The organism is Martelella alba, assembly GCF_005217455.1.
Classification (GTDB): Bacteria; Pseudomonadota; Gammaproteobacteria; order Enterobacterales; family Enterobacteriaceae; genus Acerihabitans.
The window spans coordinates 23,378-45,275 of sequence record NZ_SZPQ01000038.1 but is presented as its reverse complement, the minus strand read 5'-3'; the positions used below and the strand labels follow the sequence as shown (position 1 = coordinate 45,275).

Here is a 21,898-nt window from a genome sequence, read left to right as displayed (position 1 = left end):
GTGTTAGACATGTATCCAAGCCTATCTCTTAAGTTAAGAGACTTCTACTGTCTGGTTTCGCAGGGGGCCTACTCATCGAATACAAACGCGCATTACGCGAAATGAAAACGAAGTCATACATGGATTATTTGAAAGGCGTTTGCGAGCAAGCCCAAGCGCTAAATATACCAGACAAAAAAATAGCAGATGAGAGGCGCTCGGAGGCATTTATCAAAGTTGCTGATGCAAAAGCCCGGATCTGCCTCTACGGTTCTAAGCGAGTGATTGAAGCCTTTGCAGAATTTGAAAAACTGGGGGCTTCAATGGCCACTAAACCTCAAAGAGATGCATTCATATCAATGACCTTGGAGATGAGAAAAGATGCAGGGTTAACATCAATACCAAGCAATGAAGATCTGTCTTTACTTTTACTCGGAAAAAAAAGAGTAACTGCTTGATTAAAAAGAACACGAGTTCCCTATAGATATTATATTTTTTTAACATTAGATTAAATGCATAAATTAATCTGCATCTTTTATTCTAATGTTAATAATAAAAAATCATATCCATTCTAAAATAGCTTTTCTTAAAAAACGTATATGGTATTCTCTCAACGACATTTATCACATACGGTAAACCGGTCCGGATAAATGGAGCTTTACCGCGTATAGCGCAAAACGTCAGGACGGGGACTCTGCAAAAACGTTGATTGTGGTAGGTAGGGCGCGCAAGCGTTTGATGCAGCCAGGCAGAGGGTGAAAGTAGTTATCGGCGGATTCTTGAGTAACTACTTTTGCGCATAATGCATCTTTCAAGAAAGGTTGTCACACCAAGAGAAAGATTAGTTCTCTTAATATGGGGAAACCGAGCAAACCTACAGGCCATCTTCTTAGATGGCCTTGGGGTTGGTATGTCCGGCTTCCCCCAGAGAAAGGGTTAACATCTTAAAGAACTAAAAAAACTAAAGAACAATTTGTGTTTTAACATTTTTTTACAATCATACTTTTCTCTTGTTTGTTGCTTCAAACCTTCCGTAAAAAACCTTCTGTGTTCTCACCTACGCAACACACAATCTTGAACAGATGATGTTTAACCAGTAACGGGTTCACGGTTTAAATGCAGCCGGGTAAGCTGGGCGCGAAAAAGTGGATCTCCTAGGTTTAGAAGCGCCCCTCTATGGCATTGCGTTCAAAAACTTCGGCGGTGGCAGGCCTATCCTTATAGAGGCAAACAGCCTCCAAAGTTATGCGGCGCAGTAAAGCTTAAAGCTCGCCCAAATTTCTCATTGATTGCTCGAACTCCGCTACGCTTGTTTCTACTGGGTTTCGTCAGCCACTCTATGAGAGCGCCGCAAATCCTGCACCATGATTTCGACTACCTTCTTTAAAAAACTCGCCAGAGAGCTTCCCAGCGCGTCTGAGGGGGCTTGCTGCTCCGACTTACGGATGACTGACTGATTAGTAGTAGCTTCATGGCCCAGTCCGGTTTACTTTATTGCTATCAACTAAGAGCCTCCCAAGGGCGACACGGAGATAACGTTTGAGAACCGTCGAAATACTGCAATACACCTTACGAAAAGGCAGCGGTGCCGCTTTTCACGCCATCATGCAGGAAATCAGTGTTCCCCCCCTACACCAAGGACACGGGATCGATGTTGTTTCGTTTGGTAACTCGTTACATGACTCGGATTGCTACTATCTGATTCGCGCCTTTGATAGTGCTGAAAGCATGGCTACGGTTCTTGATGCTTTTTACGCAAGCGATGACTGGCGCAGCGGCCCACGCGAAGACATTATTCGCAGCATCGAAACCAGCATAAAAACAGTGATAAGTCTGCCGCAGGAAAGCGTGAACGGGCTGCGTATTTAAGCCATAGCTCGGTCAGTAGCGACATATGATCAGATCTGAAAAGTATCAAACTCATCTGAACCCACGACACAGAGTATGAGGTTAAGAATGCACACAGGAAAGCGGATTGCGGTTGTAACAGGCGGTTCCAGCGGAATTGGTTTCGGCATTGCCAATGCACTAATCAAAAGTAGTTATGAAGTTGTGATTATCGGTCGAGATGAAAAACGTCTTATCGACGCAACATTAAAACTTGGGTCTTCGTCTCGTTGGAGAACAGCTGATGTAAGCCATTGGGATGAAGTATCAGAAGCAGTTAGTGTTCTTGATCGTGTTGATGTTCTTGTTAATGCTGCTGGATTCATTAAACCAGTGTCACTGGCAACGCCGATTCAGGAAGCCGAAGCTGATTGGGACGCAGTTATTAATGCTAACCTTAAAGGCAGCTTTCTCATGGCAAAGGCAGTTGCGCCTTTGTTGAGTAGTCCTGGAGGGCGCATTATCAATATCAGTTCTATTGGTGCCCAAACAGGTGGAAGTAAACCGGGAGGTTTAGCTTATGCTTCGGCTAAAGCTGGGCTGCACGGCCTGACATTTGCCCTTGCCCGCGAATTGTCGCCAAAAGGTATAACCGCGAACGCTATCGCACCCGGTTTTATCGCTGATACGGGATTCACCGGCTCGTGGCCTACTGAAAGAATCGCTGGAATTGTTGCGGAAACCCCGGCAGGAAGAGCTGGCACCCCTGATGATATCGCAGGTGCTATTCTCTGGTTAGCTTCCGAAGCTGGAGCATTTGTTACTGGCACCATCATCCCGATCAATGGTGGATGGCGAATGGGATAATCAACGAGCGCAAGAAATAAAGATCGGATTGGCTTCACCAGACGAACCATAAGCACGCCGCAAATTTAGCGCCATGATTTTCCACACTCCTTAATAAAAAACGCGCCACAGAGCTTCCTGGCGCGTTTGGCACATCCTATGATTTATGTCTGCGCCGTGCGTAGATGACCGCTTTGATACCCGCTTGCGAGTCGAACTGCGCAATATCAGGCAAATTGTAGCGAAGCTGCGAAATCACGCTCAACTGCTCTTCCACATCAGCATCCTTACGATAGGTTGTCATCGCGGTGGTGCTGCCGCGAACATGGCCGACAAGCTGCGCAATCGTGCGCTCGTTGCTTTCAAAAGCATCTACTGCGTTAATGAACGTATGACGCAGGGAGTGGAATGTTTTTTTATTGTCACGGGGAAAACCGAGGACTCTGCCAAAGTAGTTTTCGTTAAACCATTTTGAGGCGCCGGCACGATATCCTTTGATTTTGTTGTGCTTCAACTCAGGGAAAAGACGATCATATCCGGCAGCTTTCAATGCATCTACATACTTCAGCAGCCCTAGTTTGATAAGTCGCGGATGAATTGGAACCTGACGGATCGCATTCACCGTCTTTAACGATTTATCGCCACCAGCCTGCGCTTCTTTATCCATCACCTTATCCGGCGCATCAAGGTTAAAATCAATATAGGCAATCCCGTTTTTATCTTCTCGAATATCCGTCAGATAAAGCTGGCAAAGCTCATTGATGCGCCCGCCCACATATAATGCCAGCAGAGGCAACCAGTAGTGAAACGGGCGGAAGCTGGTATAAATGCCGTTTTGATTGGGCGTTCCCGAGCCTTTCTTAAACCAGTCAGCCGAGAAAATTTGCTCTAGCTCCCCGTCGGTGAAGAGGTCGCGTCGATCCTGCTCACGCACCATCACGCGGCGCTGAGCCAGCACATTCTCAGCAGGGTTATCAAAAAGGTAACGTTCGCTTTTAGCCCATTTGAGCATAGAACCCAATGACTCGATATGCCTGCCAATGGCATCTCGACTCATAACTGGCTGGCCATCAGCTAACGCTATTTCAATAAGCTTTTGCGTATCTGAAATCTTGTATTTTCGCCGCATCAAATACAGATTACTGGGCATATTCTGCATTTTGGTGACGTAATTTTTCACTATGTCACGATTCAGTTCACCTAGAGTTAAATCGCCCATTATCTCCACGAAATGTTCAATTCTGGAACGAATTTTCTCCTCGCTGGCTAGCTTAATATCACCCGTATTTTTATAGACCAAAAACGCTTTCAGCAATGCTGAAACCGTCATGCTCGCATATGTCGGGTTGCAATACGGATTGATGGTAGCGGCCATAGGAATCGCTGGTGTTACTCCTACCGGAGCACATGGTGTTGGCTCCAATTTCGTAAGCGCTTTATCCCATATGCTACGCAAATTCTCAGCCTGAACGTTGGTGATATACAGAGAACTGGCATCCAACCTTACGCCCGGAAAATTCATCAACCAGATAGAAAACTGGTTGTTGCCATTCATTCTAAATACTGCTGCTTCGGTATATCCTTGCTCCAAAAGATCCTTAAGCGCATAGCCAGGCTTGAACAATAGAACATAGCCACGCATAACATTTTCTATACCTTTCTGTTCAAGGTCATTAAGCACAAACTCGCCAGTATCCTCCCGTTCAACTTCAGAATAGTCTTCAATTTGAAAAGCAATCAGCCCTTCCGCAAAACAATAGACCGGAACGTTGTTCTCCAAAAGATAATTAACAACCGTCTCAAGCTCTACTCCAAATGACTTGCAAAACAACGCCAGGCTGATTTTTCCAGCGCCAGTCAACAATGGGGCATTGCCCCTGATCTTCTCTTTATCCACTTGCCTGAACTCTTCCAGAGACGCATACCACTTCCCCAGCAAACGCGCGGCAATAGCTCTGGCATTTGCAAGGTGGGTAGTGCGGGTAGATGCATGAATTTCGCGCTGCCCTATCAGGGCACGATAACGAACCGGAACGGTGATCCGCAGAACGTAGATCCCACTGGAACGTCTATAAAGATTATCACGCTGAGCCATCGGCTGTATCACTCCGTTGTAGGAGGATCACGAGCGCCGTCACGTATGATTTATAAAAACGTAGAGGAATTAATACATTAGGGTATTTCTGGAGCGGGCGAAGGGAATCGAACCCTCGTATAGAGCTTGGGAAGCTCTCGTTCTACCATTGAACTACGCCCGCAAAAATCATGCCCGCAAAAATCATGCCCGCAAAAATCATGCCCGCAAAATCATGCTTGCAAAATCATGCCCGCGAAAATTGCGCCCACGTGGAAGCGGGTTTGCGCTTTACCCCTCCGCGAAAACGAGCAATGTATTCGCAGGAAGCCGCCGCGCACAGCATTATAACCTTATGTCGTCGGCTGGCAAGCCATGGGCTGTTTAACTGCGTGAGTTTTAAGCGATTATCCTCATACTGTCGGGGTGGGATAACCGGCCGCGCCCATGCCGACGCGGCGAGGCCGATAGGCGGAGGATTATTTCTGCGGCCGCATGGCCGGGAACAAAATGACGTCGCGAATGGTATGGCTGTTGGTAAACAACATAATCATCCGGTCAATGCCAATCCCCAGGCCGGCGGTAGGCGGCAAACCGTGCTCCAGCGCCGTGACATAGTCTTCGTCGTAGAACATGGCCTCGTCGTCGCCGGCATCCTTGGCACGGACCTGCTCGGCAAAACGCTCTGCCTGATCCTCGGCGTCATTCAGCTCCGAGAAACCGTTGCCTATCTCGCGGCCGCCGATAAAGAATTCGAAGCGGTCGGTGAAGAACGGATTTTCATCGTTACGGCGCGCCAGAGGCGACACCTCGGCCGGGTATTGCGTGATAAAAGTTGGCTGGATAAGCTGGCTTTCGGCGGTTTCCTCGAAGATTTCCGTTTGCAGACGGCCCAATCCCCATCCTTTTTCCACTTGTATACCCAGCGATTCAGCCAGAGCGACGGCTTTGTCCCTATCGTCCAGGCTGGCCGGGCTGATTTCCGGGCGATAATGGCAAATGGCTTCCCGCATGGTCATCTTAACGAAGGGCTGGCCAAAATCGAACGTCTGGTCGCCATATTCCACCTTTGTGTCGCCCAATACCCGTTCAGCCAGGGTACGGAACAAATCCTCGGTAAGCGCGATCAGGTCCCGGTAGTCCGCATAGGCCATATAGAGTTCCATCATGGTGAACTCCGGATTATGGCGCGGCGAAATGCCCTCATTGCGGAAGTTGCGGTTGATTTCAAACACCCGCTCAAAACCGCCCACCACCAGCCGTTTCAAGTAAAGTTCCGGGGCAATACGCAGATACATATCGATATCCAGCGCATTGTGATGGGTGATGAAAGGACGAGCGGAAGCGCCGCCGGGGATGCTTTGCATCATCGGGGTTTCCACTTCCATAAAACCTTTCTCCACCATGAACCGGCGGACTTCCACCATGATCTTCGAGCGGATCTTGAAGGTACGGCGCGAATCGCTATTGGCGATCAGATCCAGATAGCGCTGGCGATAACGGGTTTCCTGATCGGCCAGACCGTGAAATTTGTCCGGCAACGGCCGTAACGCCTTGGTCAGCAGGCGGATCTCAGAGCAATGGATGGACAGCTCGCCGGTGCGGGTCTTGAATACCCGGCCGCGGGCGCCGATGATGTCGCCCAAATCCCATTTTTTGAATTGTTCGTTGTATACGCCTTCGGGCAACTCATCGCGAGCCACGTACAATTGAATCGTACCGCCGACATCCTGCAAGGTCGCGAAGGACGCCTTGCCCATGATTCGCCGGGTCATCATACGGCCGGCCACACTGACTTCCCGTCCCAGGCTTTCCAGTTCTTCCGGCGCCGTACCGTCATAAGCGGCATGAAGCAGATCGGAGGTGGCATCCCGACGAAAATCGTTTGGGAAAGCAATCCCCTGCTCGCGCAATTGCACCAGCTTTTCACGGCGGGCGGCCAGTTCGTTATTCAAATCCGGCGCCTGGGGGGCACCGTCCTGTGCTTGTGATTCAGACATCTTGGTTCCTCATAACCCGGCTTTTAGACTTGCTTCAATAAATTTATCCAGATCGCCATCCAGCACCGACTGCGTATTGCGCGTTTCCACGCCGGTCCGCAAGTCTTTGATACGGGAATCGTCCAGCACGTAAGAACGGATCTGGCTGCCCCAGCCGATGTCTGACTTGGTGTCCTCCAGCGCCTGTTTTTCCGCGTTTTTCTTTTGCAACTCGTATTCGTACAGTTTGGCCTTAAGTTGCCTCATGGCCTGGTCTTTGTTTTTATGCTGCGAACGATCATTTTGGCACTGGGTCACAATTCCGGTGGGCAAGTGAGTGATTCGCACCGCCGACTCGGTCCGGTTGACGTGCTGGCCCCCGGCCCCCGATGCGCGATAGACGTCAATGCGCAAATCCACCGGGTTGATCTCGATATCGATATCGTCATTCACTTCCGGGTAGACGAACGCGGAGCTGAAAGACGTGTGACGGCGGCCGCCGGAATCGAACGGGCTTTTGCGCACCAGGCGATGCACGCCGGTTTCGGTGCGCAGCCAGCCGTAAGCGTAATCGCCCATGACTTTAATGGTCGCGGACTTGATGCCGGCCACTTCGCCGGCCGATTCTTCGATGATTTCGGTTTTGAAGCCGCGGGCTTCCGCCCAACGCAGGTACATGCGCAGCAGCATGCTGGCCCAATCCTGCGCTTCGGTGCCGCCGGATCCGGACTGAATATCCAGATAGCAATCGGCGGCGTCGTATTCGCCGGAAAACATGCGGCGGAACTCTAGCTGCCCCAGCTTGTCTTCCAGTTGATCCAGCTCAGCCTGGGTTTCATTGAACGTGTCTTCGTCGTCCTCTTCCACCGCCAGTTCCAGCAACCCGGCGACGTCGTCCAGTCCCCGGGTCATTTGATCGATGGTGTCGACGATGGCTTCCAGTGAAGAGCGTTCCTTGCCTAGCGCCTGGGCGCGTTCGGGGTCGTTCCAGACATCGGGTTGTTCCAGCTCGGCGGTGACTTCCTCAAGACGTTCTTTCTTGAGATCGTAGTCAAAGATACCCCCTGAGCACTTCCGTGCGTTCCGAGAGGTCCTGGATGCGGTTTTTTACCGGATTGATTTCAAACATGGGTCTTAATGGCTCGTCATGAGATGATATAAACAATAACCGGCAATTGTAGCGGATCCGCGGCGATGTTTGTAGCATCTTACGCTAAAGCGGCCATAGATGCTGAATGAGCAGTTGTACATTGCGCTGACCGCGATAGTCATTGACATCCAGCCGATAAGCCAGCTCGACCGCCCGCACGCTATTGTCGGGCCAGCGGCGATTGTCGATGTTAAAGGCGATACCATCCAGTAACGGCCCGCCGGACAGCGGCTCCACCATCATTTTCAGGTGCCGTTCGCCCACCAGCCGCTGTTGCAGCACACGAAACCGGCCGTCGAATTGCGGTTCCGGGAAGGCTTGCCCCCAGGGGCCGCCATCGCGCAGCAATTCAGCGGTGGCCAAGGTCAGTTCGGCCCCCGACAGCTCGCCGTCCGACCAAATCGCGCCATCCAGCAGCGCCGGATCGAGCCATTCGTCCACCAGGGCGGCGAAACGCCGCTGGAACGCGTCGAATTGCGCCAGCTCCAGGGAGAGTCCCGCCGCCATGGCATGGCCGCCGAATTTCAGCATCATGCCGGGATAAAGCGTATCCAGCCGCTCCAGCAGATCACGCAGGTGCAATCCGGCCACTGAACGGCCGGACCCCTTAAGCAAACCCTCCCCGGCAGGCGCGAAGGCGATGACCGGACGATGGAAACGCTCTTTGATGCGCGACGCCAGAATGCCCACCACTCCCTGATGCCATTCGGCGTGGTAAATGGCCAGCCCGTTGGGTAAGGCATTGCGGTTGCGCTCCATTTGGTCGCACAGCGCCAGCGCCTCCACTTCCATACCCTGTTCGATTTCCCGCCGGGTTTGGTTCAGAGCGTCCAGTTCGGCGGCCAGCATCCGGGCCTGGGCCATATCATCGGTCAGCAGCAGACCGACCCCCACCGACATATCATCCAGCCGTCCGGCGGCATTCAGGCGCGGGCCCAGGGCGAAACCGAGATCGGCGGCGCCCAGCCGGGCCGGTTCGCGGCCGGATACCTCGGCCAAAGCGCGTATCCCCGGACGGCAACGCCCGGCCCGAATCCGGTTGATGCCCTGATACACCAGGATACGGTTATTGGTATCCAGCGGCACCACATCGGCCACCGTGCCCAGCGCCACCAGATCCAGCAGTTCCGCCAGCTTGGGCGCGGGCAGACCGTTTTGCGCAAACCAACCGTCGCGGTTCAGTTTGGCGCGCAGCGCCAGCATCAGGTAAAAGGCCACGCCGACCCCGGCCAGGGATTTGGACGGGAAGGCGCAGCCGGCAAGATTGGGATTGACGATGGCATCGGCCGCGGGCAGCGTTTCGCCCGGCAGGTGATGGTCGGTAACCAACACGGGGATGCCGTAATGATGGGCCAGATCCACGCCCGCATGGGAGGAAATGCCGTTGTCCACCGTGACGATAAGTTCGGCGCCGCGCGCCCTGGCCTGTTCCACCACCTCGGGGCTTAAGCCGTAGCCGTCCTCGAACCGGCTCGGCACCAGGAAATCGACCTGTCGGCCGCCCATCTGCCGCAGCGCCAGCACCATCAGGGCGGTGCTGGTGGCGCCATCGGCATCGAAATCGCCAACCACGGTCAACCGGCGGTTATCCGCCAGCGCGCCCGCCAGCAACGTTACCGCCTCGCCGATACCGTCCAACTGCCGGTAATCCAGCAGTCCCGCGACACTCCTTTCCAGTTCGGCGCTGTGCTTAACGCCCCGCAGCGCATACAAGCGCCTGAGCAGCGGCGGAATATCGGCATTCAGCAAACCCTCGGCATCGTTCGCCGAACGGCGCCGCAATACCTTGTTTATTTCGTCCACGCCGTCAACCGCCCGTCCGGCCGGCGGATGCCTGGCTGTCAAGCATGTCCGCCATTTCCTGCGGCCCCTGGTAGCCTGGCACCACGGTGCCGTTTTCCAGCAGGATCGCCGGCGTGCCCTGAATACCGTATTGGACGCCCAGTTGATAATGCCGGCCGATATCGATGGCGCAATGAGCGGGCGTGACGCCGCCGCCGTTCATGGCGCGATCGAAGGCGGTGTTGGGGTCGGCATTACACCAGACGGACGCCATGTCTTTCTCGGCCTGGGAACTTAGCCCCTGGCGAGGAAAGGCCAGATAACGGACGGTAATGCCCCGCGCGGTGTATTCCTTCATGTTCTCATGCAGCTTATGGCAATAGCCGCAAGTGATGTCGGTAAATACGGTGATGACATGTTTCTGCTGGGGCGCCTGGTAGATAATCATTTCATTTTGCAAGGCGTTCAGCCGCTTGCCCAGCAATTGATTGGTCACATTCACCGGCTGGTTGCCGCCCACATCGAACATCGGCCCCTGTATGACATGCCGGCCATCATCGGATACATACAGGACGCCGCTTTCCGTCAGCACGGTCTTCATGCCCGCCACCGGCGAGGGCTGAATCTCGGCGTTATGCACGCCCAGTCGCTCAAGAGAATGGGTAATGGCGGCATCGTCGGCATACGCCGGGGGCAATACCGCCAGTGCCAGGTAAGAGAGCGTCAGCAGGCTTTTTTTCATTATCGAGTCCTTATCATTCGATCCGCAAAGGTAGTCGCCCGTTCCCCGGCGGCCAGCGGACAATCCATTCGCTGAGCCGACGCCGGCGGGCGGCCCGCGCCTGTTCAGGCGCGGGGATGGTGCTGCCGGTGCAGCGATTTTAAACGTTCGGTGGCCACATGGGTATAAATCTGGGTGGTCGACAAATCGCTATGGCCCAGCAACAGTTGCACGACGCGCAGATCCGCGCCGTGATTCAATAAATGGGTGGCGAACGCGTGCCGCAGCACATGGGGCGAGAGCCGTTCGCCGTCAATTCCCGCCAGGATGGCATAATGCTTGATTCGATGCCAGAATGTCTGCCGGGTCATTTTCCGGCTGCGGTTGCTGGGAAACAGGATATCGGAACTGAGTTCGTTCAGCAGCCACGGCCGGCCATGCTCAAGGTAATATTCCACCCAATACACCGCTTCTTCTCCCAGCGGCACCAGCCGTTCTTTATCGCCTTTGCCCGTGACTCTCACCACCCCCTGCCGCAAGCTGATATCGCTCATGGTCAGCCCCACCAGTTCCGAAACGCGCAACCCGGTGGCGTACAGAACCTCCAGCATGGCCTTGTCGCGAATTTCAATCGGCTGCTCCAGCACCGGTGCGGCAAGTAATGCCTCAACCTGCGCCTCGCTGAGGTCTTTGGGCAGGCGCTGCGGCAGCTTGGGCGCCGCCAGAATGGCGCTGGGATCGTCGGCGCGCAGTTTTTCCCGGTACAAATACTGGAAAAAGCGTCGCAAGGCGCTCAGTAGCCGCGCCGAACTGGTGGCTTTATACCCTTTGGCCAGACGGTCGGCCAGATAGGATTGCATATCTTCCGCACCCACGGTCAGTAAAGAGCTGCGACGTTTATCGAGCCAGTCGGCGAACTGTTGCAGGTCAAGACGATAAGCCGACAGGGTATTTTCCGCCAGATTCCGTTCCAGCCAGAGGGCATCGAGGAATTGTTCAATCCATGGGTTATTCTGCTGTCGCATTTGCGTCCCCGGCGGTTTTCGACTGGCTACATTATGCCTGATGCGGGGACAAATCTGGTACACTTGTTGTCATCCGGTTGTCGGGAAGAGTACTTAGCAAGATGAAAATCGGTTTGTTCTATGGTTCCAGTACCTGTTATACCGAGATGGCCGCCGAAAAAATCCGCGATATACTCGGCGCGGATCAGGTGGACCTGCACAATATTAAAGACGTGCCGCCGCAGCGCATGGAAGATTACCCCGCATTGATCCTGGGCATCCCCACCTGGGATTTTGGCGAGATCCAGGAGGATTGGGACAATATCTGGCCGCAACTGGCTGGATTGAAGCTGGCGGGCAAGCCCGTCGCCCTGTACGGCATGGGCGATCAGTTGGGTTATGGCGAGTGGTTCCTCGATGCGCTGGGCGACCTGCATGACGAGCTGGCGCCCACCGGCGTGCGTTTTATCGGCCGATGGCCCACGGCGGGCTATGACTTCACCAGTCAAAAGGCGGTAACCGCCGACGGAGAGCATTTTGTCGGCCTGGCGCTGGACGAAGTCAATCAATACGATTTGAGCGATAAACGGTTGCGGCGGTGGTGCGAACAGATTCAGGCTGAAATGAATAACCTGCCGCGGGCGCCGGATAGCGAGCAGGACTAGGGGCGATGGGTTGGCCTATGTCAGGCGCGCCGGTCGGGCTGGGATGAGCCGGATTGCAGCAGGGCGTTGCGCAAAGTGCGCCATTCCCGCTGTTCCATGCAGTCCGACGCCAGCCAGAGTTTACGGCGTTTTTTGCCGTTTACCTGGCGCAGAGAGAGCAGGATGCCGCTTTTGAGCATCCAGGGCGTGCCGTTGATAAGCCAGTCCTGCTGGTGCCAGCGGAGATGCTGGCGGCTTTGCAGCACCAGCTCGCCCCGGCAAGCCATGATATTCCGCTGACTGCGGATGCATTCGAATACCACCAGCGTGACCAGCGTGAGCCACACCAGGCCATAATTCTCCGGCCAGGGCGACAGCAGTACCAACAGGGTGAGAATGCCATGAACTGTCAGAGAGAAAATTTGCGTGCGCCATGACACGCGGATATCACAGCGCCAGAGGGCCACGGGCTTTATTTCGAGTCTGGATGAGACGAATCATTTTCTGTAATCCGCTGTCCTGGGGTTCGCCATGATTCATCAGCCAGTTGAACAGATCAGGATCGTCGCATTGCAGCAATCGGACGAACAAGGCTTTGTCCTCGCCGTCCAGGGAATCGAAGTCATGTTCGAAAAAAGGCATCAATGCGATATCCAGTTCACGCATACCGCGGCGACAGGCCCAGTGAACTCGCGCCTTGTTATCGATATCCATTGCCCTTTACCTCCTATCCGTTATACCGAAGCCGAAAGCCTATCCCATCAGGCTATTCCACCTGTCATTCTGAACCTGCCGGATGGGATAGCCTTCTAGTTTAACCTGTTTTGTCTGATTGCATTACATAAACCGATACACTTTGACACGTTTAGCTAATTTTCCTGAACGCTTATCGCACATACGGGTAAAGCTTCATCCAAAGATCCGCTTGCAAAGCCCCCCGTCTATCTTACCATTGAGCCATGATACGCAAGATTATTCAGGAGTGTTCCATGTCGTTTGATGCGCCGTTTCCCCCGAAGCCGCTTTTGCCCTCCGGCCGGTTGCCCCTGACGCTTATCTCACTGGAAGAGTGGGCGCTGGTTGGCGTTACCGGACCGGATACGTTGAAATATTTGCAGGGACAGCTCACCACCGATGTCGCCGCGATGGCCGGCGACGGGCATATTCTCGGCGGCCATTGCGATGCCAAAGGCAAAATGTGGAGCAATTTACGGATTTTCCATCGCGGCGGGGGCATGGCCTACATTGAACGCCGCAGCATCCGCGATGCGCAAATCGGCGAATTGAAAAAATACGCGGTCTTTTCCAAGGTCGTCATTGCCGCCGACGACGATGCCGTGTTGCTGGGCGTGGCCGGTACGCAAGCCCGTGAGGCATTGGGCGGCTTGTTCGCCGCTTTGCCCGATACCCGGCATGGCGTTATCCAGGAGGGGGAAACCACCCTTTTGCATTTCAGTCTGCCAACAGAACGTTTCTTGCTGGTCACCAGCCGGACCGCGGCATCGGCGCTGGCGGAAAAACTGAACGGCCGGGCGCATCTCAACGACAGCCGACAATGGCTGGCGCTGAATATCGAGGCCGGCTTGCCTGTTATCGACAGCGTCAATAGCGGGCAATTTATCCCTCAGGCCGTGAACCTGCAAGCCCTGGGCGGGATCAGTTTCGACAAAGGCTGCTACGCCGGCCAGGAAATGGTGGCGCGCGCCAAGTACCGCGGCGCCAATAAACGCGCGCTCTACTGGCTGGCCGGTAAAGCCGGACAGGTGCCGGCGGCCGGCGGGGATTTGGAATTACGGCTTGGCGATAACTGGCGGCGTACCGGTACGATACTGGCGGCCTGCCGGCTGGATAACGGCGAGCTCTGGGTGCAGGCGGTGCTGAATAACGACCTGCCGCCCGACAGCCTGTTACGGGTGAAGGACGATGCCGACGGCGCGCTGGCGGTCCGGCCGCTGCCTTATCCGGTCACGGATTGACCGGCGAGAAAGCCGGGGCGCAGAACGCGCCCCCAATCTCCCGCCAGGGAATGACGGTCAGATATAGAAATAGATCGCCAGAAAATGGCACAAACTGCCGCCCAGTACAAAACCATGCCAGATGGCATGGTTGAACGGGATGCGTTTGCAGGCGTAAAAAACCACGCCCACGGTATAAATAACGCCGCCAAGCGCCAGCAAGGCCAATCCGCCGGTCGGCAGCCGCTGCGACAATTGATAAATCACCACCAGCGACAACCAACCCATGCCGAGATAAGTCATAAGCGACATGATGGCAAAACGGTGGGCGAACGCCAACTTGAAAATCACCCCCAGCAGCGCCATGCTCCAGATAACGATCATCAAGCCTTTCGCCAGCGGCGATGCCAGCCCCACCAGCAAAAACGGCGTATAGGTGCCGGCTATCAAGAGGTATATAGCGCAATGATCGATTTTCTTAAGCCATTTTTTGGCCGGCGGATGGGGTATGGCGTGATAAAGCGTGGACGCGGTAAACAACAGGATCATACTGCCGCCGTAGAGACTGTAACTGGCGATGGCCGTCGTGCCGGCGCCCACATCCCCCGCCTGAACCAACAACAGCACGAGTCCGATAATGCCGAGAATCAATCCGATGCCATGACTGACGCTGTTGGCGATCTCTTCCGCCAACGTATAACCTTGAGCTAATAATTTATTAGCCATTTACTTCTTTCCTCGAACGACTTCTTAAGATCACGTTTCCGGCTCAAAGGATAATTGAGAATAATTCCAGTGTACACGTGTAAGCTTAACAAAATATGACACCATGATCTTTGTTTGCCGATAACATTGCCGCTGCACCCAATGTCAGATAAACCGACGGTCGTATCCGCCGTTTTTTTGCCTTATCATGGTGCGCTAACGATGTGTTTTTGGGAGTGACAAGATTGAAAGCTGTCCCTGAATTGGCGTTCGGCGAATTAACCGATGTCATCGGCTTCTTGATGGAAATCGACAAACTCAAAGGCGTACAACGCCGTACCAAGGTGCTCGGTACGCAGCGCCAGGAGAATACCGCCGAGCACAGTTGGCATTTCGCCGTGGCGGCCATGGCGCTCGCGCCCTATGCCGGGGATGATGTCGATATTAATCGTGTCATACGCATGGCCTTGGTGCATGACATTGTCGAGATCGATGCCGGCGATGTACTGGTCTACGATTTGGCCGGCCGTCATGCGGTTCATGCCCTGGAGGAAGCGGCAGCCGAACGGCTGTTCGGATTGTTGCCGGAACCCCAGCGCCGGCAATTCCATCAGTTGTGGCGGGAATACGAAGCGGCTGAAACCGCTGATGCGCGCTTCGCGTTGTTACTCGATCGCCTCATGCCGATGCTGATGAATTTGCACAACTTCGGCCAGAGCTGGGTGGAAAATGGTATCCGTTTGGAGCAGGTGCTGGCCCGTAATGCCTTTATCGGCGAAGTTTATCCGGATTTATGGGAACACTTGCAAGGGCATTTATATCAGGCCAGGGAAAATGGCTGGCTCAAGTAATTGCGAAGTCACGGCAAACCCGTCATGGCTTATGCGGACGATTCCCCTTACGCCTTAACGTCGCCGCCACCTGCGGCCGGCCGCCGTTTTCGGTATGCTTGGTGAATGCCGGCCGGGTATTGCGCTGCATGCGCCGCTGCTCGCGTATTTCGCCGATGCCCGGCGCCGGCACCAGGCATTCCCGGCGATTGCCGATAAGGTGTTTTAGGCCCATTTGCTCCAGCGCGGCGCGGATCAAGGGGAAATTGGCCGGATCATGATAACGCAGCAGTGCCTTGTGCAGCCGGCGCTGGCGTTCTCCTTTGGGCACCACGACCTCTTCACTGCGGTAGTCCACTTTGCCCAGCGGGTTTTTGCCGGTGTAGTACATGGTGGTGGAATTGCTGAGCGGCGATGGGTAAAAATTCTGCACCTGATCGAGACGAAAACGGTGCTTTTTCAGCCAAAGCGCCAGGTTGACCATATCCTCGTCACGGGTACCGGGATGGGCCGAGATGAAATACGGGATCAAATACTGCTCCTTGCCGGCCTGCTTGGAATACATATCAAACAGTTCCTTGAAGCGCTGATAACTGCCCATACCGGGTTTCATCATTTTCGACAAGGGTCCCTGTTCGGTATGCTCGGGGGCGATTTTCAAATAGCCCCCGACATGGTGCGTCGCCAGTTCCTTGATATAGGCCGGATCCTCCACCGCCAGATCATAGCGCACCCCGGAAGCGATGAGAATTTTCCGGATGCCGGGTAGCGCGCGGGCGCGGCGATACAAGTCGATGGTCGGCGTATGATCGGTGTCCATATGCCCGCAGATATCCGGGTAAACACAGGACGCCCGGCGACATGTCTGCTCGGCGCGGGGAGACTTGCAGCGCAGCATGTACATATTGGCGGTCGGCCCGCCCAAATCGGAGATGATCCCGGTAAACCCCGGCGCTTTGTCGCGGATATCTTCGATTTCGCGGATAATCGAGGCTTGCGAACGGCTTTGGATGATCCGACCTTCATGCTCGGTGATGGAACAAAACGCGCAACCGCCGAAACAGCCGCGCATGATATTCACCGAGGTGTAAATCATCTGATAGGCGGGAATGGTTTCACCGCCGTAGGACGGATGAGGCACCCGCTGGAAAGGCAGCCCGAACACGCCGTCCATCTCCGGGGTGGTCAGGGGTATGGCCGGCGGATTGATCCAGACATAGCGATCACCGTGCTGCTGCATCAGCGCCCGGGCGCAGCCCGGATTGGTTTCATGATGCATGATGCGCGATGCATGGGCATACATGATTTTGTCGTTTTTAACCTTGTCGAACGACGGCAGCAGCACATAGGTCTTTTCCCAAGGCTTGGGTTTGGCCGCCCGAACCGTTACGGGTTTGGCCGCAACGGCCGGCTGCTTGCCTTCGGCGCAGGGCAAATCGTCGCCATAGGGATTGAGTATCGGCTCGATGCGACCGGGTGTGTCGAGCCGTGTGGAATCCACGCCTTGCCAGCCAGGCAGGGGACCTTTGCGGATGACCGCGGTATTGCGGATATTCTGGATGGCGCCGACAGGTTCCCCCGCCGCCAGCCGGTGCGCCAGTTCCACCAGCGGCCGCTCGCCGTTGCCGTATATCAGCATGTCGGCCTTGGCGTCCACCAGCACGGAACGCCGGACGGTATCAGACCAGTAATCATAATGGGCGATGCGCCGCAGGCTGGCCTCAATGCCGCCGAGTATCACCGGCACATCGCTATAAGCCTCCTTGCAGCGCTGACTGTAGACCAGCGTGGCCCGATCGGGCCGCTTGCCGCCGACATTGCCCGGCGTATAGGCGTCATCATGGCGTAACTTGCGATCGGCGGTATAGCGGTTGATCATGGAATCCATGTTGCCGGCGGTAACGCCAAAGAACAGATTGGGTTTCCCCAGCCGCATGAAGTCCTGTTTATCGGTCCATGTGGGCTGGGCGATGATGCCGACCCGAAATCCCTGGGACTCCAGCATACGACCGACGATAGCCATGCCGAAGCTTGGATGGTCCACATAGGCGTCGCCGGTGACGATGACGACATCGCAGCTATCCCAGCCCAATTGGTCCATTTCCTCGCGCGACATGGGCAAGAACGGCGCGGTGCCATAGCACTCCGCCCAATAGCGGGGATAGGAAAACAGATCGCGTTCGGGTTGGATCAAGCTGACGGAGGCCATAGGGTTACTCATGCGGGTGACAGTTGCGCCGGGTGGGGATTATACGTGGCTGTCCGGAAAAGTCGCGGTTTTTTTACCGTTATCGGCTATTTTTTAATCGGCGCCGCGCCCCGGCGGGCCTGCTCGGTAAAACGGCGGAAGACGGTCAGCGTTTCCTCGCTGACATGGTGTTCCAATCCCTCGGCGTCCCGGCGGGCGGTCTCGGCGCTGATGCCCAGCGCAAGCAGAAAAGATTCCACAATCCGGTGCCGACGGCGGCTGACGGCGGCCAACGCCTGCCCTTCGGCGGTGAGAAAAACGCCCCGGTACGGCAACTGTCGGATTAACCCGGCGGAGGACAGTCTTTTTAGCATTTTGGCCACCGTGGGTTGGGCCACGCCCAGGCGGGCCGCCATTTCCACCTGCCTGGCTTCGCCCCGTTCGGTAATCAGGTCGTCGATCAGTTCCACGTAGTCATCAAACAGCTCGGAACGGTGGGCCTGTCTGACCTGCTGAAAGCCCTCGGCATGTTCCTTCGCGGTGATCCACTGGCCTAAGGCCGTGTCGCTCCCCTTTTTTTGATGGCTGTCCATGATGTCTCCTCAGCAAAACCCCGGACGAAACACATATTTCGGCACGCGCGACATTGAAGCTTAGCATTGTAATGGTCAGCAGAGGTTAGACAACCGGCAAGCAATGGATGACACAAAACAATAAAGTGATTTTTGCCTTTGCTATGTAGTATAGCACATGCTATAAATGGGCATAATTTAGCCATGTGTTAATTATTATGTTTTTATCCATTTACCTAGGCGAGTTCGACACGGTATTACACTCCCCCGCCCGGCGCAGCGGTCGCCTGTGCCGGTTGGGCATCGCTTGCCTGTTGTTGCTGACCGCCGGCATCGCCCAAGCAGACAAAAAACTGCGCGTCGTTACCACGTTTACGGTCATTCAGGATATGGCGCGGAATATCGCCGGCGATGCGGCCGAAGTCCATTCTATCACCAAGCCGGGGGCGGAGATTCATGGTTACCAACCCACTCCGCGCGACATCGCCAGGAGCCGGTCGGCGGATCTGATCCTGTGGAACGGCCTGCATCTGGAAAGGTGGTTTAAGCGTTTCTTCGAACACCTGCCGGGGGTGCCCGCCGCGGTCGTCAGCGAAGGCATCGATCCGCTGCCGATCCGGCAAGGTCCGTATCACGGCAATCCCAATCCCCATGCCTGGATGTCGCCGGGCAACGCGCTTATTTACGTGGAAAATATCCGCAAGGCCCTGGTCGCCCGCGACCCTGCCCATGCCGGGATATATAACCGCAACGCGCGGGAATACGCGGCGAAAATCACCGCCCTCGACACAGCCCTGCGAAGCAGGCTGGACGGGATCCCCGCATCGCAACGTTGGCTGGTGAGCAGTGAAGGCGCTTTCAGTTATCTGGCGAGGGATTACGGATTGAGCGAACTTTATCTGTGGCCCATCAATGCCGAGGAACAAGGCACGCCAAGCCAGATACGTCGGGTGATCGATGAAGTTCGCCGTCGGCGGATCCCGGTCGTGTTTAGCGAAAGCACCGTATCGGACAAACCCGCCCGGCAGGTGGCCAAAGAAACCGGCGCGCATTATGGCGGCGTGCTGTATGTGGATTCCCTTTCCGCAACCGACGGTCCGGTCCCCACCTATCTCGAGTTGCTGGCGCGAACGACCGATACCATCGCGCGAGGATTCGGATTATGACGCCTATGGCTTATCCGCCCGATTTGCGGGTGGAAAACCTGACGGTTATCTACGGTAACGGTCACAAGGCGCTGGATAATGTGGGTTTCCGGCTTCGCGGAGGGACATTATGCGCGCTCATCGGGGTAAACGGCGGCGGCAAATCCACACTGTTCAAAAGCCTCTTGGGCATGATCGCCCCGGCCGCCGGCCGGGTCACCCTCAATGACCTGCCTATCGGCCGAGCATTGCGCCAAAACCGGGTGGCGTATGTACCACAGGCCGAGGAGGTGGATTGGGACTTCCCGGTATTGGCGACCGATGTGGTGATGATGGGCCGTTACGGACGGATGTCGTTTTTACGTATCCCGTCCGCCCATGACAAACAACGGGTCGATCAGGCCCTTGCGCGTGTCGGCATGGGGGAATTGCGTCACCGGCAAATAGGCCAGCTCTCGGGCGGCCAGCGCAAACGGGTATTTCTGGCCCGCGCGCTGGCGCAAGAGGGGTCGGTGATTCTGCTGGATGAGCCTTTCACCGGCGTTGATGCGCAAACCGAAAACGCCCTTATCGCGCTGCTGCGCTCGCTGCGCGACGAGGGGCATCTTATCCTGCTGTCGACTCATGATTTGGCCGGCATACCCGCTTTCTGCGATGAGGTCATCATGATCAACCGGACGCTCACCGCCGCGGGTCCCGTGAGCCGCGTATTCACCGAGTCGAATCTGAACAAGACCTTTGGCGGCGCCATCACCGTCGCGGGGACGGTCTCGCCATGATGGCCGCGCTGCTGGAACCCTGGCAATACGACTATATGGCGAAAGCGATTTGGGTCAGCGCGCTGGCGGGTTGCGTTTGCGCGTTTCTTTCCGCTTACCTGATACTCAAGGGCTGGTCGCTGATAGGCGATGCCTTGTCCCATTCGGTGGTTCCCGGGGTGGCGGGCGCTTACGCGCTGGGACTGCCCCTGGCCTTCGGCGCTTTTTTCACCGGAATGCTGGCGGCATTGCTGATGGTACTGGCCCGCCACTACACCCGGCTGCGCGAAGACGCCATTATCGGTCTGGTATTTTCCGCGTTTTTCGCCGCCGGGCTGTTGATGCTATCCCTGCGTCCGGCCGCCATTAATGTGCAATCGATCATCTTCGGCAATATATTGGGCATCGATGATGCGGATGCCCGGCAGATGTTGTTCGTCCTGGCGATCTCGCTCGCCTTGCTGATGATGTTCCGCAAGGATTTGCTGGCGGTGTTTTTCGACGAAGGCCATGCCCTTACCCTTGGCCTGTCGCCGCTAAGGCTGAAAATCCTGTTCTTCGCCTTGCTGAGCGCCAGCACGGTGGCGGCGTTGCAAACCGTGGGCGCCATTTTGGTTATCGCCATGGTGATCACGCCCGGCGCTACCGCTTATCTCCTGACCGACCGCTTTTCGCGCCTTGCCGGGGTCTCCATGCTGATCGGCGGGCTGACCGCCGGCGGCGGCGCCTGGCTCAGCTACTATCTCGACGGCGCCACCGGCGGAGTCATCGTCTTGCTGCAAACCCTGATCTTTCTGCTGGCGTTTTTCCGGACGCTGTGGCGGGCCAAGTTCGCCGCGCGCCGGCGACCGAATCGGCGGAGCGCGCCATGACCGACTGGCTGAATCTGATAGCGGAGCCTCTGGCCTTACCCTTTATGCGCCAGGCATTGCTGGCATCCGTCGCAACCGGTCTGGCCTGCTCGGCGCTATCTTGTTTTCTGGTGCTTAAAGGCTGGGCGCTGATGGGCGACGCCATATCCCACGCGGTATTGCCCGGCATCGTCCTGGCCTGGCTGGCCGGCCTGCCGTTGGGCGTCGGCGCATTCGGCGCGGGGGTCTTTTGCGCCGCCGCCGCCGGTTTTATCAAAAACCATTGCCGTCTGAAAGAAGATACCGTACTGGGCATTGTCTATTCCGGCATGTTTGCGCTGGGGCTGGTATTGTTTTCCCGTCTGGATACCGACCAGCATCTCGGCCATATTCTGTTTGGCAACCTTCTTGGCATCACCGCCGGCGAACTGCGGCAAACACTGACGCTGGCCGGCGCGGTGCTGACTATCGTGCTGGTTAAACGCCGCGATCTGATGCTGTATTGTTTCGATCCGGCGCAAACCCGCCTACAGGGCCTGTCGGTCGCCTGGCTGCGTTATGGCCTATTGTGCCTGCTGGCGCTGACCGTTGTGACGGCGTTGCAGGCGGTGGGGATCATTTTGGCGATCGCCATGCTGATTACGCCTGGGGTTACCGCGCTGACACTATGCCGGCGTTTCGATTGCCTGCTCTTGACGGCAATGGGCGGCGCGGTTTTCGCCAGTGTCGCCGGCACCCTGGTCAGCTACCATATCGACGGGGCGACCGGACCTTGTATCGTGCTGATGCAGGTGGCGCTGTTCACGCTCGCGCAGATTTACAGCGCCGGTATCGGGAAAAGACGTCGCCGAGCCCGCTGAGCGCGAGTACATGACGCAAAAGCCGCCG

At 55.8% G+C, this 21,898-nt stretch carries 21 protein-coding genes and 1 tRNA gene; 10 read left to right on the top strand and 12 right to left on the bottom strand.

Annotated elements, in window-relative coordinates; genetic code table 11:
* Positions 1 to 119: 119 nt before the first annotated feature.
* The 3 genes from FCN80_RS20525 to FCN80_RS20515 all read left to right on the top strand — a co-directional run bounded on the left by FCN80_RS20525 (position 120) and on the right by FCN80_RS20515 (position 2,673).
* Positions 120 to 437 carry a hypothetical protein gene (locus FCN80_RS20525; RefSeq protein ID WP_136992213.1) on the top strand — a complete coding sequence of 106 codons (318 nt, stop codon included), beginning with the start codon at positions 120 to 122 and terminating at the stop codon, positions 435 to 437.
* A 1,081-nt stretch (positions 438 to 1,518) separates the two neighbouring features.
* Entirely contained in the window at positions 1,519 to 1,848 is a 330-nt protein-coding gene (locus FCN80_RS20520) for an NIPSNAP family protein (protein ID WP_136992212.1), read from the top strand.
* Positions 1,849 to 1,935: 87 nt separating this feature from the next.
* Positions 1,936 to 2,673: an SDR family NAD(P)-dependent oxidoreductase gene (locus FCN80_RS20515; RefSeq protein ID WP_136992211.1), complete on the top strand. Its 738-nt coding sequence runs from the start codon at positions 1,936 to 1,938 to the stop codon at positions 2,671 to 2,673.
* 136 nt (positions 2,674 to 2,809) lie between these two features.
* On the opposite strand, the gene FCN80_RS20510 is transcribed toward FCN80_RS20515, so the two are convergent.
* The 7 genes from FCN80_RS20510 to xerD all read right to left on the bottom strand — a co-directional run bounded on the left by FCN80_RS20510 (position 2,810) and on the right by xerD (position 11,383).
* Complete coding sequence (locus FCN80_RS20510; protein ID WP_136992210.1) at positions 2,810 to 4,747, bottom strand: site-specific integrase; 1,938 nt, start codon at positions 4,745 to 4,747, stop codon at positions 2,810 to 2,812.
* A gap of 89 nt (positions 4,748 to 4,836) precedes the next feature.
* Positions 4,837 to 4,910: transfer RNA gene (locus FCN80_RS20505), tRNA-Gly, on the bottom strand.
* 295 nt (positions 4,911 to 5,205) lie between these two features.
* Positions 5,206 to 6,726, bottom strand: a complete 1,521-nt coding sequence (gene lysS, locus FCN80_RS20500; RefSeq protein ID WP_136992209.1) for a lysine--tRNA ligase — start codon at positions 6,724 to 6,726, stop codon at positions 5,206 to 5,208.
* A 9-nt stretch (positions 6,727 to 6,735) separates the two neighbouring features.
* Positions 6,736 to 7,834 (bottom strand): peptide chain release factor 2 gene (gene prfB, locus FCN80_RS20495; protein WP_136992208.1). Its coding sequence is split into 2 segments (ribosomal slippage): positions 6,736 to 7,758 and positions 7,760 to 7,834, totalling 1,098 coding nucleotides; the frame shifts between segments, so codons are not numbered across the junction.
* 84 nt (positions 7,835 to 7,918) lie between these two features.
* Positions 7,919 to 9,700, bottom strand: coding sequence for a single-stranded-DNA-specific exonuclease RecJ (gene recJ / locus FCN80_RS20490; RefSeq protein ID WP_230492817.1), 1,782 nt, complete (start codon positions 9,698 to 9,700; stop codon positions 7,919 to 7,921).
* Positions 9,663 to 10,379 carry a bifunctional protein-disulfide isomerase/oxidoreductase DsbC gene (gene dsbC / locus FCN80_RS20485; RefSeq protein ID WP_136992207.1) on the bottom strand — a complete coding sequence of 239 codons (717 nt, stop codon included), beginning with the start codon at positions 10,377 to 10,379 and terminating at the stop codon, positions 9,663 to 9,665. The genes recJ and dsbC overlap by 38 nt, the downstream gene beginning before the upstream one ends.
* 104 nt (positions 10,380 to 10,483) lie before the next feature.
* Positions 10,484 to 11,383, bottom strand: coding sequence for a site-specific tyrosine recombinase XerD (gene xerD, locus FCN80_RS20480; protein WP_136992206.1), 900 nt, complete (start codon positions 11,381 to 11,383; stop codon positions 10,484 to 10,486).
* 101 nt (positions 11,384 to 11,484) lie between these two features.
* Here xerD and fldB point away from each other — a divergent pair, with 101 nt between their 5' ends.
* On the top strand, positions 11,485 to 12,027 hold the full coding sequence (fldB, locus tag FCN80_RS20475) for a flavodoxin FldB (RefSeq protein WP_136992205.1): 543 nt from the start codon (positions 11,485 to 11,487) through the stop codon (positions 12,025 to 12,027).
* Between the two features lie 20 nt (positions 12,028 to 12,047).
* Here the strand turns inward: fldB and FCN80_RS20470 are convergent, their stop codons facing one another.
* Positions 12,048 to 12,446, bottom strand: coding sequence for a protein YgfX (locus FCN80_RS20470; protein ID WP_230492816.1), 399 nt, complete (start codon positions 12,444 to 12,446; stop codon positions 12,048 to 12,050).
* A gap of 7 nt (positions 12,447 to 12,453) precedes the next feature.
* Positions 12,454 to 12,720, bottom strand: coding sequence for an FAD assembly factor SdhE (gene sdhE, locus FCN80_RS20465; protein WP_136992203.1), 267 nt, complete (start codon positions 12,718 to 12,720; stop codon positions 12,454 to 12,456).
* 275 nt (positions 12,721 to 12,995) lie between these two features.
* On the opposite strand from sdhE, the gene ygfZ reads away from it, so the two are divergent.
* On the top strand, positions 12,996 to 13,982 hold the full coding sequence (ygfZ, locus tag FCN80_RS20460; RefSeq protein ID WP_136992202.1) for a tRNA-modifying protein YgfZ: 987 nt from the start codon (positions 12,996 to 12,998) through the stop codon (positions 13,980 to 13,982).
* 57 nt (positions 13,983 to 14,039) lie between these two features.
* Here the strand turns inward: ygfZ and trhA are convergent, their stop codons facing one another.
* Positions 14,040 to 14,687, bottom strand: a complete 648-nt coding sequence (trhA, locus tag FCN80_RS20455) for a PAQR family membrane homeostasis protein TrhA (RefSeq protein ID WP_136992201.1) — start codon at positions 14,685 to 14,687, stop codon at positions 14,040 to 14,042.
* Positions 14,688 to 14,911: 224 nt separating this feature from the next.
* Here trhA and FCN80_RS20450 point away from each other — a divergent pair, with 224 nt between their 5' ends.
* Positions 14,912 to 15,517, top strand: coding sequence for an HD domain-containing protein (locus tag FCN80_RS20450; RefSeq protein WP_230492815.1), 606 nt, complete (start codon positions 14,912 to 14,914; stop codon positions 15,515 to 15,517).
* Positions 15,518 to 15,539: 22 nt separating this feature from the next.
* On the opposite strand, the gene FCN80_RS20445 is transcribed toward FCN80_RS20450, so the two are convergent.
* Both FCN80_RS20445 and mntR read right to left on the bottom strand, forming a co-directional pair.
* Positions 15,540 to 17,705, bottom strand: a complete 2,166-nt coding sequence (locus FCN80_RS20445; protein ID WP_136992200.1) for a YgiQ family radical SAM protein — start codon at positions 17,703 to 17,705, stop codon at positions 15,540 to 15,542.
* Positions 17,706 to 17,791: 86 nt separating this feature from the next.
* Entirely contained in the window at positions 17,792 to 18,277 is a 486-nt protein-coding gene (gene mntR, locus FCN80_RS20440) for a manganese-binding transcriptional regulator MntR (protein WP_136992199.1), read from the bottom strand.
* A gap of 197 nt (positions 18,278 to 18,474) precedes the next feature.
* Here mntR and FCN80_RS20435 point away from each other — a divergent pair, with 197 nt between their 5' ends.
* The 4 genes from FCN80_RS20435 to FCN80_RS20420 are packed head-to-tail and all read left to right on the top strand — an operon-like array spanning position 18,475 to position 21,870.
* Complete coding sequence (locus FCN80_RS20435) at positions 18,475 to 19,422, top strand: metal ABC transporter substrate-binding protein (protein ID WP_136992198.1); 948 nt, start codon at positions 18,475 to 18,477, stop codon at positions 19,420 to 19,422.
* Positions 19,419 to 20,180, top strand: a complete 762-nt coding sequence (locus FCN80_RS20430) for a metal ABC transporter ATP-binding protein (RefSeq protein WP_170975470.1) — start codon at positions 19,419 to 19,421, stop codon at positions 20,178 to 20,180. Before FCN80_RS20435 ends, FCN80_RS20430 begins: the two co-directional genes overlap by 4 nt.
* Entirely contained in the window at positions 20,177 to 21,031 is an 855-nt protein-coding gene (locus FCN80_RS20425) for a metal ABC transporter permease (protein ID WP_170975469.1), read from the top strand. The genes FCN80_RS20430 and FCN80_RS20425 overlap by 4 nt, the downstream gene beginning before the upstream one ends.
* Positions 21,028 to 21,870: a metal ABC transporter permease gene (locus FCN80_RS20420; RefSeq protein WP_136992197.1), complete on the top strand. Its 843-nt coding sequence runs from the start codon at positions 21,028 to 21,030 to the stop codon at positions 21,868 to 21,870. The genes FCN80_RS20425 and FCN80_RS20420 overlap by 4 nt, the downstream gene beginning before the upstream one ends.
* The last annotated feature ends 28 nt before the right edge of the window (positions 21,871 to 21,898 follow it).

Excerpts from the sequence above, each read along its gene's own strand:
- trhA (WP_136992201.1), bottom strand. The coding sequence starts at position 14,687 with ATGGCTAATAAATTATTAGCTCAAGGTTATACGTTGGCGGAAGAGATC.
- FCN80_RS20445 (WP_136992200.1), bottom strand. The coding sequence starts at position 17,705 with ATGGCCTCCGTCAGCTTGATCCAACCCGAACGCGATCTGTTTTCCTAT.
- FCN80_RS20425 (WP_170975469.1), top strand. The coding sequence starts at position 20,177 with ATGATGGCCGCGCTGCTGGAACCCTGGCAATACGACTATATGGCGAAA.
- dsbC (WP_136992207.1), bottom strand. The coding sequence starts at position 10,379 with ATGAAAAAAAGCCTGCTGACGCTCTCTTACCTGGCACTGGCGGTATTG.
- xerD (WP_136992206.1), bottom strand. The coding sequence starts at position 11,383 with ATGCGACAGCAGAATAACCCATGGATTGAACAATTCCTCGATGCCCTC.
- lysS (WP_136992209.1), bottom strand. The coding sequence starts at position 6,726 with ATGTCTGAATCACAAGCACAGGACGGTGCCCCCCAGGCGCCGGATTTG.
- FCN80_RS20515 (WP_136992211.1), top strand. The coding sequence starts at position 1,936 with ATGCACACAGGAAAGCGGATTGCGGTTGTAACAGGCGGTTCCAGCGGA.
- FCN80_RS20525 (WP_136992213.1), top strand. The coding sequence starts at position 120 with ATGGATTATTTGAAAGGCGTTTGCGAGCAAGCCCAAGCGCTAAATATA.
- FCN80_RS20510 (WP_136992210.1), bottom strand. The coding sequence starts at position 4,747 with ATGGCTCAGCGTGATAATCTTTATAGACGTTCCAGTGGGATCTACGTT.
- FCN80_RS20435 (WP_136992198.1), top strand. The coding sequence starts at position 18,475 with ATGTTTTTATCCATTTACCTAGGCGAGTTCGACACGGTATTACACTCC.
- ygfZ (WP_136992202.1), top strand. The coding sequence starts at position 12,996 with ATGTCGTTTGATGCGCCGTTTCCCCCGAAGCCGCTTTTGCCCTCCGGC.
- sdhE (WP_136992203.1), bottom strand. The coding sequence starts at position 12,720 with ATGGATATCGATAACAAGGCGCGAGTTCACTGGGCCTGTCGCCGCGGT.
- fldB (WP_136992205.1), top strand. The coding sequence starts at position 11,485 with ATGAAAATCGGTTTGTTCTATGGTTCCAGTACCTGTTATACCGAGATG.
- mntR (WP_136992199.1), bottom strand. The coding sequence starts at position 18,277 with ATGGACAGCCATCAAAAAAAGGGGAGCGACACGGCCTTAGGCCAGTGG.
- FCN80_RS20430 (WP_170975470.1), top strand. The coding sequence starts at position 19,419 with ATGACGCCTATGGCTTATCCGCCCGATTTGCGGGTGGAAAACCTGACG.
- FCN80_RS20420 (WP_136992197.1), top strand. The coding sequence starts at position 21,028 with ATGACCGACTGGCTGAATCTGATAGCGGAGCCTCTGGCCTTACCCTTT.